This is a genomic window from Calditrichia bacterium (assembly GCA_020634975.1).
Taxonomy (GTDB): Bacteria; Calditrichota; Calditrichia; order RBG-13-44-9; family J075; genus JACKAQ01.
On record JACKAQ010000001.1, the window covers coordinates 1,493,348 to 1,505,156 of the forward strand.

11 protein-coding genes are annotated in these 11,809 nt (G+C 50.9%); 2 read left to right on the top strand and 9 right to left on the bottom strand.

What is annotated here, in order from left to right; translation table 11 throughout:
• Positions 1-106: 106 nt before the first annotated feature.
• A complete protein-coding gene (locus tag H6629_06075; GenBank protein ID MCB9067358.1) occupies positions 107-514 on the top strand; it encodes a hypothetical protein in 408 nt (135 codons plus the stop codon).
• A gap of 131 nt (positions 515-645) precedes the next feature.
• Here the strand turns inward: H6629_06075 and H6629_06080 are convergent, their stop codons facing one another.
• The 7 genes from H6629_06080 to H6629_06110 form a co-directional block, all read right to left on the bottom strand.
• Positions 646-1,677, bottom strand: coding sequence for a tetratricopeptide repeat protein (locus tag H6629_06080; protein MCB9067359.1), 1,032 nt, complete (start codon positions 1,675-1,677; stop codon positions 646-648).
• Positions 1,671-2,309, bottom strand: coding sequence for a rhodanese-like domain-containing protein (locus tag H6629_06085; protein ID MCB9067360.1), 639 nt, complete (start codon positions 2,307-2,309; stop codon positions 1,671-1,673). Before H6629_06085 ends, H6629_06080 begins: the two co-directional genes overlap by 7 nt.
• Before the next feature lie 38 nt (positions 2,310-2,347).
• Entirely contained in the window at positions 2,348-3,019 is a 672-nt protein-coding gene (locus H6629_06090; protein ID MCB9067361.1) for a YeeE/YedE family protein, read from the bottom strand.
• A gap of 9 nt (positions 3,020-3,028) precedes the next feature.
• The gene (locus H6629_06095) at positions 3,029-3,544 is read right to left on the bottom strand and encodes a YeeE/YedE family protein (GenBank protein MCB9067362.1); all 516 of its coding nucleotides are present in this window, start codon (positions 3,542-3,544) and stop codon (positions 3,029-3,031) included.
• 158 nt (positions 3,545-3,702) lie between these two features.
• Positions 3,703-4,638: a polysulfide reductase NrfD gene (gene nrfD / locus H6629_06100; protein MCB9067363.1), complete on the bottom strand. Its 936-nt coding sequence runs from the start codon at positions 4,636-4,638 to the stop codon at positions 3,703-3,705.
• 242 nt (positions 4,639-4,880) lie between these two features.
• Positions 4,881-5,417 (bottom strand): 4Fe-4S dicluster domain-containing protein, encoded by a 537-nt coding sequence (locus H6629_06105; protein ID MCB9067364.1) that lies wholly within the window; start codon positions 5,415-5,417, stop codon positions 4,881-4,883.
• Positions 5,417-7,675 (bottom strand): molybdopterin-dependent oxidoreductase, encoded by a 2,259-nt coding sequence (locus H6629_06110; protein MCB9067365.1) that lies wholly within the window; start codon positions 7,673-7,675, stop codon positions 5,417-5,419. Before H6629_06110 ends, H6629_06105 begins: the two co-directional genes overlap by 1 nt.
• Positions 7,676-8,121: 446 nt before the next feature.
• Between H6629_06110 and H6629_06115 the strand changes: the two genes are divergently transcribed.
• Positions 8,122-9,696: a sodium/solute symporter gene (locus H6629_06115; protein ID MCB9067366.1), complete on the top strand. Its 1,575-nt coding sequence runs from the start codon at positions 8,122-8,124 to the stop codon at positions 9,694-9,696.
• A gap of 108 nt (positions 9,697-9,804) precedes the next feature.
• Here H6629_06115 and glnA read toward each other — a convergent pair whose 3' ends face one another.
• Positions 9,805-11,223, bottom strand: coding sequence for a type I glutamate--ammonia ligase (gene glnA, locus H6629_06120; GenBank protein MCB9067367.1), 1,419 nt, complete (start codon positions 11,221-11,223; stop codon positions 9,805-9,807).
• A 244-nt stretch (positions 11,224-11,467) separates the two neighbouring features.
• Complete coding sequence (locus H6629_06125) at positions 11,468-11,809, bottom strand: P-II family nitrogen regulator (protein ID MCB9067368.1); 342 nt, start codon at positions 11,807-11,809, stop codon at positions 11,468-11,470.

Sequence of the window (11,809 nt, forward strand, 5' to 3'; positions counted from 1 at the left end):
CGAATAAGTGCAACCGTAAAAAATAACGGTGAGGGTGCGGGTTCAATTGTGGCATTGAATTCGCATAATTAATCAAGAAAAGGGACTAAAATAGAGGAGAGATTCCATGAATCTGGCAAGATCATTTCCACTATTAGGCATTACTCTTGTCCTGTATACGTTATTTGCGTTCGCTGAATTTTATAGTGGTACACCATGGTTTGAGAGCTATGTGGTATTGCCGTTACCGGATGGCGCTGCAATGGCATTTACCCTGGAAGACGGACTGGTTTTGTTCGGTTTAGTGTTGTTATTTATTGAGTTAGTGAAAGCGACCAACGCGAGTAACATTTCGATTTTCGAGCATATTATGTCCACATTTGTGCTGATCGTTTTTTTGGGCGAACTACTAATTTTTCCACATCAGATGGGACGAGCGCCGTTTATTTTTTTGACAATGATGGCGTTGGTGGATGTCATCGCGGGTATCACGATTTCGATTACGGCAGCACGGAAAGACTTAACAATCGGTTAATTTTCAGGATGGGGTATTTATTTTTTTTGACGATTTTTGGCGATGCCGTGGCGAGAAGTTGTAAACTCTTTTTACAGATAGATTTCATTTTGTCGATAGCTGCACGCCGGAAAACTATTGGTTTGCATGTTTCAACAGCGCAAGAACTTCGCTGTCATCCGGGTTTTCGGTGAGTAATTTTCGCAAAATATCAGTGCTTCCGATGCACGATTCAACGCCAGCAACGAATGTGCACGATACAAATGTGCATAAAAATAACCCTGGTCGAGCTGAAGGGCTTTTTCGCAGAGCTGCAATCCGCGGGCTGCATCGCCGGTTTTGTGGCGCAATAGCCCAAAAATGCGTATGCGCTGGGCTTTCTTTTTTCCCTCCGGATTGATATCCGTTCGTTCCTGCCAAACCTTGTTTGATAACTCAAAATACGGGATTGCTTCCGCAAAGCGTTCCTGCTGCACCAGCGCGAGCCCAACGTTAAAATAAGATTGGTGCATGCCCGGATCGCTTTCTATCGCTTTTTTGAAATACATTTCTTTTTTGCGGACATCCTGCGTGTGGCGGGCAATTTCGAAATTGCGGTTGGTGCGCATGTCGCCGGGACCCACTCCGCCGATGACTTCGCCGTTTTTGTTGAAAATATAGTTGCCGTCATCAACCGGCTTCCCTTCCGTTAAATCCAGCTCTGCCAATTGGTTACGCACCCATAGCAATTGCGTTTCGCGGGTTTCTTTTTTGAGCGCCAGCTCAAATGCCAGTCGGGATTTTTCCAGTTGATCGTAACGGGTGGTCACTTCGGCAAGCTTAAGCAGCGCATCCATCGCGATGGAATCGTTTTGGGCAGCGTGTTTGTATGCTGCATTTTCCAGCGCGGCGATGGCGGCATCACCATTTTCGAGCTGATATTCAACCAGCCCGAGTTTATACCACGATTCAATATTGTCCGGTTCGAGCGCAACCGCGCGTTCCAGATAATACCTGGCAACCGTGTATTCGCGGCGTTCCAGCGCCAGTTCGCCCATTTCCGCCATCGAAAATTCGACCGGGCGAGAAATGGGCTGTGCCGTTACATCGTAAATATTTTCGCCGGATGGCGAAGGATTTTCGCAGCCGATCAGCAGCAAGCTGCCCAAAATTGCCAGTGCGATGCGGGATTTTCGCGTTAACATCCTTCTTCCGCCTTTTTGCGGCGCGGGCGTTTGGGCGGCGTGGCGACCGGCGGTGTGGCTTGTTTTGACGCATCATCTTTTGACACATCGATGCCGCCACCGTTGAAAAATCCCGATGCCGCTTTCCGGAACTGGTATTGCAGCACCTCCGGATTTGCCGCCAGATCGTTCGGTTGTTCTGGATGCAAAATGGCTTTCGCCCAGTAATTCAACCCGCCGGACATCACATAAGCATCGATGCCGAGTTGCTGCAGCATCACCCACGCCTGTGCGGCGTAAACACTGCCGTTGGAATAGAGGACGATCTGGTAATCCGGCGACAGTTGGTCGAGATTTTCCGCATCGAACAGCGATGCCAGCGGCAAATTAATCGCGCCGGGAAGGTGATATTCGCCGTATTCGTCCGCCGGACGCAAATCGACAACCAGCACATCCGGGCGCTTATCGATGAGCCACGTGGCGACATCTTCCGCCGAAACAAACGCCGTTTGGCTGGTGATGGATGCAACCAGTTCCGCATGCGACAACGTATTTGCCTTGCGCAATCCTGCCGGCGAAAGCACCAGTAACGCACCGAGCACCAACAGCAGCACAACCGCCATTTTTGCATTGATAAACGATTTTATATTCATCTCACAACCATTTGTTTATTCTTTTTTTATCTTTCACTTCAGACTTTCAATTTTTCGATAGAAGGCATGGTGAAAGCATTCGCGCCATTTGCCGGGATTTCCGGTTTTTCCGGTTCAGTTTCCGCAGGAACACCGAATTTTTTCTCGAGAAATTCCGCGCCCCAGAACATGCCGAGCGCCATCAAAATAACACCGAACGCCACAACGCCGGGACGAACGCCCAGCCAATCGCTGAGGGTGTAGCGTCCCATCGCGCCGCTGGTGGCGAAATCCGCAAACAGCGGATAGGCTTCGCCGTAGATAAACATGCCGAGCAACGCGCCAAGCACGTAAAACATGCCGTCAATTTTGCCGGTGGCGCTGGCAACCAGCGATGTGCCCGGGCAATAGCCGCCAACCACAAAACCGACGCCCATGATCACGCCGCCAAGCAGTTGCGGATAGAGGAATGTCGGGTTGAGGTAAACGAGCGAGAGATCGAGCACATCAGCGAGATTGAGGTAGAGCAACCCGACCATCGCGGTGACGATGGCGGTGAACATCACTTTGAGCACGGTCATATCGCGCAGGTAAAACTGCATCGCCAATTTTATGGAACTGCCGAATCCGGCGCGTTCCAAAATAAAGCCAAACAAAATGCCGATCACAAAAGCGACAACCAAACTGGTTTCGTAGCCGAAAAGTCCGTATTTGTAAAATGGTGCGTCCATTGTTTCCCCCTATATCCACTGTTTGCGGAAAAAGTAAGCCACGCCGTATGCTCCGGCGAACATGATCATCATAAACGCCCAACTACCGGCAGCCAACGTTGCGCCGCCGCTGAGCGCCATGCCGCTGGTACAGCCGAGCGCCATTCGCGCGCCAAAGCCCATCAAACCGCCGCCGAGTACGGCAAAAGCCAGCCGTCCACCAGTGGAAATTCGCGGACCGCGATCGGTTTTGAAACGCAGCCGTTTCGCCATAAAACCGGAGAGCAACCCGCCAAAAATAACGCCAAGCGCTTCGAACACCAGCCAGTCATCGAGCGGATTTTTGTCGCCGCCAGCATATTTGGCGAAGTAGGGATTGGCATCCACATGCGCGGGACTGACGGTATCAACTGCGTAGGTGACTCCGCGCATCATTGCGCCGGATGCGCCCAAACCGCGCCCCATGATCACGAAGGTCGCCAACAGCAGCAACCCGAGTAAAAACCCTGCGAGGTAAGGTGACCAGTATTTGTTGTTGGAATCCATGATGATTTCCTTTGTTAACAGTTGCAAAAGCTTATTTTCTGAATTAAAAAACCTTGGCTAAACATTTGTTTCTTTTGAACACAGGTGGTTTGAATTCATTTGCATTTTCAAACAACCAAATTGTTACTTTTAATCTTTTATCCTTTTTCCTTCAAAAATCACCACCCGCTGATTTGTCCGGCTTCGACGATGATGAAACGGAGCATCAGCCCGCCGAACAGCACCAGATACGCGGGAATTTTGGATGACGCCGCTTTGCCGTTCAGTTCAAACAATTCCATCAACGCCGGGAGAATCAGCCCGATGCCAACCACAAAAATCCAGAATTGTGACGTGTACGCCCCGCCGAGGAACAATCCCGCCGCCTGAATATGGATTTCGGTGGACGCCAAAAATCCCATAAACAGGTGCACAATCAAAAATAATTCCACGCCGATGGCGATGACATCCATTCGACCGAGCAGGTGTTTTTCAGCGGAAGACTTGGCAAAAATAAGGTTGAGCGCCAATCCGGTGGAAAGCCCGGAAACCAGAAACAGCGGTCCCAAAATCGCGCTGTTCCACACCGGTCGGGCGTTGAAAGCGCTGAGTAAAATACCGGTGTACATGCCCAACAGCACCGCAAAAAACACCAGCAATCCGGCAATCGTTTTTGCGTATTGGCGAAAATAATCCACCCATTTTTTGAGCAACGGAAAGGGCAGCGGATAATTTGGCACCGCCGCATCCCAATGGATGAGCACCCAAACCAGGCTCAACGGGAAAATCGCGGCGAGCGTCCACGAACCCCAGGACATCGGCGAGGATAAATTGAGATTCGTGTAAAACCGGAACACGTGCAGCTTGTATTCCAGATCCAGAAATAAGGCAAACAATCCCAATCCCAACAAAACCGGCGCGAGGATGGGCGTGAACCGCACGATGGTCGGATATTCCTTCTCTTTGCCGAGCAAATAGAGCGTTGCGGAGAAAAAGAGGATGCCCGCAACCAGCCCGCCCAGAAAGAGGTAAACGGGAATTTCCCAACCCCAGATGGTCAGGTGCGGATCGATGTGCGCCATGTTGCGTCCGCTGGTGATGGTTACTTCGCGCATGGTTGCGCTCCTTTAAATTGGTGTTTTGTAAATCTGTAACATCGTTTTTTTAACCGCAGAGATCGCTGAGAACACAGAGAATAAAAAGTCATCTTTAAGGAAAACGATTCAAACATTCTGTAATAATGGAAACCTTGTGTTCAATATTTTATAGTTTCATTTGTGAACTCTGCGCTCTTTGCGCCCTCTGCGGTTAATCTTGAATAGTTAAATTATCTGGTTCAAGCAACCGGTGTTTGCCCTTACGTCAGGTAAAACACTTTCGGGCGTGTGCCCGCTTCCGGCAGCAGCGAGTGATGGTGTCGCGATTTCAACAGCTTACTCACATCGCTGTCCGGATCGTCCAGATCGCCGAAGTGCATGCAGTGCGTCGGGCAAACCGATACGCACGCTGGTTTCAGCCCTTCCCGTACGCGGTGAAAACAGAAGGTGCATTTGTCCACATAACCTTCCGGGTGAACGTATCGCGCATCATACGGGCAGGAAGCGATGCAGGCTTTGCAGCCGGTGCACAAATCGTGTTTCACGAGCACCACGCCGCCGGTTTCCACAAAGCTGGCGCCGGTCGGGCAGCATCGCACGCAGGGCGGATTTTCACAGTGATTGCAGCGTTCGCTGCGGATTTCCATGTGCAAATTCGGGAATGCGCCGTTCACATCTTCCACAATCCAGTCGCGGCAGTAGCCTTCCGGCACCTGATTTTCGGTTTTGCAGGCAACCACGCAATCGGCGCAGCCGACGCATCGTTTGGTATCGATCACCATTGCATATCGTGCCATTATGCCACCCCTTCCGTATCCGCAACCTGCTGCGTTGCCCGTTCGAATGTCACAAAATTGCCGCGCATGCCGGTGCCGCCCATAATCGGGTCAACCTTGATTTTTGTGATGAGGTCGTTATCGTTCGCGCCGCGCAGGTAGGATCGCTTCATGCGTTTGTCACTGTGCCCAAAACCATGCACCATGTACACGCAATCGTGGCGGATGCGCTCGGTTACTTTCGCGCGGACCTTGTTGGTTTTCACACCGTCCTGGTTTACCAGAACCACGTATTCCCCGTTTTTGATGCCGTATAATTTGGCGACATCCGTGTTGATCCACACCTCGTTTTCCGGCATCAGTTCGGCGAGCAGCGGATTGTTGGTTGTTCGCCCGAAAGTGTGCATCGGTGCGCGACCGTAAAGCAGCCGGAAGTAGCCGTTCGGCGGCTCTTCGTGATGGGTGTATTTCGGAACGGCATCGAATCCGTATGCCCGCAGCGTTTCGGATGCCAGCTCGATTTTACCGCTCGGCGTGTTGAATTCCGGCGCAATGCCGTCTTCAAAATACAGCGGATAGCGATTCGGCAGGGTGAGCACGCCTTTTTCCTTCATTTCCGCGAGGCTGGAACCAATCGATTTCAACTGGTCATCGAGATAATCTTCGATGTTTTCCCACGGGAAATATTCGCCGAGTCCGAGCTTTAGCCCCAATTCGCGGGTGATCCACCAGCCGGGTTTGGAATTGAAACGCGGCTCGAACGCCGGTGCGCGCAGCGCGATGGTTGGCACGCGTCCGGGGGAAATCCGCAGATCGTCGTAGCGTTCCAGATAGGAACATTCCGGCAGCACCACATCCGCGTATCCGGTGATTTCCGCCGGCATCAGGTCGATGGCAACCAGCAAATCGAGATTCTGGATCGCCTCGATGGTCTTTTTCGGTTGCGGCAGCGTGAGCAGCAAATTGGTACCGTAAACGATCCATCCTTTAAAATTGCAGCCGTTGCGACCGGTGGGAATTGTCGCATCGCAGATGCCGCTGGCCAGCGCCAGACTCGCAAGCGGGAATTCGCCGTTCAGCGCATCGCGCCAGTCGCGGCGATATTCCGGATATTTGGGATATTTGTATTTCGGAATGCTGGCTTTATTCGGATAATAAAACCCGCCGCGACGCCCCCAACTGCCCAGCAGTGCGTTGAGAATCGCACCGGCGCGAACGCGTTGGGTATCGTCGCCGTACCAGGTCACGTGGCGTCCGGGGTGAATGAGTGTCGCCGGTTTGTGATGGGCCATTTCCCGCGCGGTTTCGCGAATCACATCCGGTTTAATGGTAGTGATCGGATACGCCCATTCCGGCGTATTTTCCGCAACCGCGGCTTTCAGTTCCTCGAACCCGACTGTATTTTGTTCGACGTATGCCTTGTCGTATAATTCTTCGTTGATGATCACGTGAATCCAGGCCAGCATCAACGCCAGATCCGTTGCCGGGCGAATGGGCAGCCAGTATTTGGATTTTCCGGCAGCGGTGGAATAGCGCGGATCAACCGTGATAACCGTTGCGCCGTTGCCGACAGCTTCGGCAAATTCCTGCACCTGCGTGTTGTGCATGTTCTCGCCGAGATGGCTGCCGATCAGCACGATACATTTGCTGTTGCGGATGTCCGTCCGCTCCGGCGAAGATACCACTTCGCCGAAAGTGAGCATATAGGCTTCCTCGCGCGGACCGCGGCATTGCGCATACGATGGCGCAGTCACGTTGTTCGAGCCGTATGCGCGGAGCAGGTGCTTCAGCCAGTCGCCGCCGGAGCCGTGAGTAAACAGCGCCACGCATTCCGGACCGTGTTCTTCGGCGATTTTTTTCATTTTTTGGGCGATAACTTCCAGCGCTTCGTCCCATGTGGCTTCGCGGAAGGTTTGTTTGCCGTTCACCACATCGCGGATGAGCGGCGTTTTCAGCCGTTCGTCATCCAGATATGCACCCAATCCGCCGGTACCGCGCGGACAAAGCCGCCCGTTGCAGTTCGGGTCTTCGGGATTCCCGGTGATTTTCCACGGTTTGCCATCCAGCGCGTAAACCCAGCCGGCACATTTCCAAAAACAGATTTCGCAAACAGTGGGCGCAAGCCGCTGCACGCCATCAACAACGGCATTTGCCGCGTTCACAGCCACTTTGCCGCCGAGGCTGTCCGAAACGGCACCGATCATTCCGCCGCTAACGGCTAACCCGCCTAAACCCAGACCGCTGATTTTTATAAATTCTCTTCTCGAAAAGGGGCGCATTTTTTCGCCTTTCATTTTGTCACAGTAACTTGACATTATATATCAACTTAAGTGCCAAATATTTGAACATGTAAATAAATACATGTATTACATTTATTTACTCGTACTTATAGGAAGAATTGCAAAAAAGAATACATGCCACAATTTTGAACACCGTCAAATCAAAAGTGCGCTTAAATATTTGATAACATTGATCCTACCCGGTTACAGCCAGATAAATTCCCCTCCAAAAAGTGGCAGATATGTTCGACCCTGTTTCCACAGAAATGATCAAATCCGGCGCAATCATAGCGCGCTTTTCCATTTGTTTCAGGGTGATTTTGCAGCAAATTATTTTCATTTTCAAAAACGGGCAATACGGATGGACAATTGCATTTTCCGGTCGCAGATCATATATTCACGCAACCGAAAACCGGTTACTCGTTAATTCAAACAAAAGGCTTTTCATGACAGTTCTGGACTGGAGCATCATTGCGGCATATCTGGCGGCGATGGTCGGGATGAGTGTATATTTGGGGCGAAATCAAAAAAATCAGGATGATTATTATGTCGGAGGGCGGACGTTGCCGTGGTGGGCGATCGGCGTTTCGACGATGGCAACCCAAACTTCCGCGATCAGTTTTATTTCCAAACCTGCGTTTGTAGCGCTGAAACCCGGCGGCGGGCTAACCTGGCTACAATTTGAGCTGGCGCTCCCCTTTGCGATCATTGTTGTAATGGTATTTTTACTCCCGTTTTTCCGCAAATTGCAGTTGGTCAGCGTTTACGAATATCTGGAAATGCGCTACGATGCATCGGTTCGCTACCTCATCAGCGGTGTGTTTTTAGTGAGTCGCGGCATGGCTGCCGGTGTAATTATTTATGCCACCGCAATTGTGCTCGCGGTTTGTCTGGAGGTCCCGCTGTGGATTACCATTTTGCTCATCGGTGTTGTAACATTGATTTATGACACCATCGGCGGGATGAAAGCCGTGGTGTATTCCGATGTTGTGCAGATGATCATTTTGCTGTTTGGGATTATGGCCTGCATCTTTTTCGCCATCGAAGAAGTGGGCAGCATTGCAAAAATCTTCGCTATTTTTCCTGACGACCGGATGCGGGCAATCAGCATGGCTAGCGGTTTTGACGGCAGTTCTGAAGCGCCGTTTTGGGGCATTTTACTCGGCGGTTTTTTTCTTTATATTTCCTATTACGGCACGGACCAAAGCCAGGTGCAGCGCGGGCTTTCTTCGGATACTACCGAAGCTACAAAAAAATCGTTATTTTTCAACGGCATCGTTCGATTTCCGTTGACGATCATGTATATGTTGATGGGCATTGCCGTTGGCGCTGTTTATTTCCAGTCTGCAGATTTACAAGCTGCGGTTCCGCCGGACAAACTTGATTACATGATTCCGCAGTATATTTTGCTACATCTGCCATCCGGATTGCGGGCGATTTTGTTCGCCGCAATTTTAGCGGCGGCGATGTCCAGCCTCGACTCCGCACTGAACTCGCTTTCTGCGGCAACCATGCGCGATTTTATCACCCGTAAACGCCATTATGAATCGCAAAGAGAATTGTTCCTCAGCAAAGTTGTTACGGTAATTTGGGGATTATCGATCACCGCGTTTGCCTTTGCTGTCGGCGCGATTCAGGGCACCGTTGTGGAGGTTGTCAATAAAATCGGTTCTGCGTTTTACGGCCCGATCGTCGCAACATTTTTGATCGGCGTAATTTCCAAACGGGTGAACAGCCGGGGCATTTTCGCCGGAATTATAGCAGGGGTTGGGCTGAACCTCTATCTTTGGCTGTTGCAACCGCAGGTGTACTGGATGTGGTGGAACCTGATCGGTTGCGCGGTTACGGCGGTTGTGGCGTACGGTTTCAGCGGTTTTGGCGCGGCACCGGATAAAAAAACCATCAACGAATATACCATCACCGACGGCACCATTTTCGCAGCGGAACGCAACTGGATGCCCTATTACATTGCGTTGGGTGTATATTTTGTGCTGATGTTGGCCATCCTTTTTGCGCTATAAATGCCTCCCGCTTTGCTCCCTTTGCAATTTTCCCGAAACAAAAAAAAGCCCGGCAGTCGAACAATTGACCACCGGGCTTAGTGAGGTGTTTCTTAAAGAGACGCTATTTTAGGCATCGAAATACAGCGCAAATTCATATGGATGCGGGCGCAGGCGCAGTGCATCCACTTCGTTGGCGCGTTTGTAGGCAATCCACGTTTCGACCACATCTTTGGTGAACACATCGCCTTTCAGCAAGAATTCGTGATCGGCTTCCAGTGCATCCAGCGCATCGGAAAGCGATGCCGGAGTGGATGGCACTTCGGCCAATTCTTCGGGCGACAGATCGTAAATATCGCGATCCAGCGGTTCGCCCGGATGAATCTTGTTCTGGATGCCGTCCAATCCGGCCATCATCATGGCGCTGAACGCCAGATACGGGTTGCAGGTCGGGTCCGGGCAACGGAATTCGATCCGTTTGGCTTTCGGGCTGTTCGAATACATCGGAATACGAACGGCGGCGCTGCGGTTCCGCTGCGAATACGCCAGGTTTACCGGGGCTTCGTAACCGGGCACCAATCGTTTGTACGAGTTGGTTGTCGGGTTGGACAATGCCACCAGTGCCTGGGCATGTTTCAAAATTCCGCCGATGTAATACAATGCCATATCGCTCAATCCGGCATAACCGCTACCGGCGAACAACGGCTTGTCTGCTTTCCACAAACTTTGGTGAACGTGCATACCGGAGCCGTTATCACCAAAAATCGGTTTGGGCATAAACGTAACGGTTTTGCCGTGTCTGCGGGCAACGTTTTTCACGATGTATTTGTAGAGCAACATCGCATCCGCCTGTTTTACGAGCGGACCAAATTTGAGGTCGATTTCGGACTGACCGCCACTGGCAACTTCGCCGTGATGGCATTCCACATCCAGTCCGCATTCCTGCATCACCAACATCATTTCGCTGCGCAGATCTGCATACACATCATGCGGCGGAACGGGGAAGTAACCTTCTTTATAACGCGGCTTGTAACCAAGGTTCGGACCTTCGTCCTTTCCGGTGTTCCAGCGTCCGGCAACGGAATCGATGAAATAGTAACCGGAGTTAGCGGTTTGGTCGAAACGGATATCATCAAAAATGAAAAATTCCGCTTCCGGGCCAAAATATGCGACATCTGCCAAGCCGGTGGACTTCACGTAAGCTTCTGCTTTTTGGGCAATTGCACGGGGGCAACGGCTGTATTTTTGTCTGGTAACCGGATCGTACACGTTGGCAATCATGCTAACGGTAACCGGTTTCAGAAAGGGATCGATCATCGCTGTATCCGGGTCGGGAATAACGATCATATCACTTTCGTTGATCGCCTGCCAGCCGCGCATGCTGGAACCGTCGAAGCCGAAACCATCTTCGAAGATGTCATCTTTAAGATAGGAAATCGGCACGGAAAAGTGCTGCCAGAGTCCCGGAAAATCCATGAATTTGATATCCAGAATTTTCGCGCCGGAATCTTTGGCAAGCTTGAATACATCTGCTGGGGATTTGGGCATAACTACCTCCTAAGCGTTAATAGAATAAAAACAATGGTTTATGATTTTAGAGATAATGAATATTTACAGAACAGCCTGAGAAGCCAGAAAATATTCGACATTTATTTTTACAAGATAACCCACGATTTATGCTTCAGACAGAAATTTCTCGATTTCTTAACTTGAGCCACAAAAACATCGCCCGGCGAATGATCTGTCCGCCGAGCGACGCCTATTACGCATAGGAGGACCCAAGGTAAAGTGGTTATCCGATAGCTGTTTGTCCGCTTTCACCGGTACGAATGCGAATGCATTCACCGAGTTCCAGAACAAAAATTTTCCCGTCACCAACTTTTCCGGTTTTGGCACCGGCAATGATGGCATCTACCGTGGCTTTTACATAATCCGCATTTACGGCAATTTCCAGCCGTACGCGTTTCAGCAAATCCACTTCCATGCCTGCGCCGCGATAATCTTCGCGATAACCGTGGGCTTCGCCGCAGCCGAGTGCGTTGGTTACAGACATTTTGAACACTTTTGAATCGAAGAGCGCTTGTTTTACAGCATTCAATCGCTCCGGTTGGATGTAAGCAATAATCAGTTTCAT

Coding starts and splice junctions, on each gene's coding strand:
- H6629_06075 (MCB9067358.1), top strand. CDS start 107: ATGAATCTGGCAAGATCATTTCCACTATTAGGCATTACTCTTGTCCTG.
- H6629_06080 (MCB9067359.1), bottom strand. CDS start 1,677: ATGTTAACGCGAAAATCCCGCATCGCACTGGCAATTTTGGGCAGCTTG.
- H6629_06085 (MCB9067360.1), bottom strand. CDS start 2,309: ATGAATATAAAATCGTTTATCAATGCAAAAATGGCGGTTGTGCTGCTG.
- H6629_06090 (MCB9067361.1), bottom strand. CDS start 3,019: ATGGACGCACCATTTTACAAATACGGACTTTTCGGCTACGAAACCAGT.
- H6629_06095 (MCB9067362.1), bottom strand. CDS start 3,544: ATGGATTCCAACAACAAATACTGGTCACCTTACCTCGCAGGGTTTTTA.
- nrfD (MCB9067363.1), bottom strand. CDS start 4,638: ATGCGCGAAGTAACCATCACCAGCGGACGCAACATGGCGCACATCGAT.
- H6629_06105 (MCB9067364.1), bottom strand. CDS start 5,417: ATGGCACGATATGCAATGGTGATCGATACCAAACGATGCGTCGGCTGC.
- H6629_06110 (MCB9067365.1), bottom strand. CDS start 7,675: ATGCGCCCCTTTTCGAGAAGAGAATTTATAAAAATCAGCGGTCTGGGT.
- H6629_06115 (MCB9067366.1), top strand. CDS start 8,122: ATGACAGTTCTGGACTGGAGCATCATTGCGGCATATCTGGCGGCGATG.
- glnA (MCB9067367.1), bottom strand. CDS start 11,223: ATGCCCAAATCCCCAGCAGATGTATTCAAGCTTGCCAAAGATTCCGGC.
- H6629_06125 (MCB9067368.1), bottom strand. CDS start 11,809: ATGAAACTGATTATTGCTTACATCCAACCGGAGCGATTGAATGCTGTA.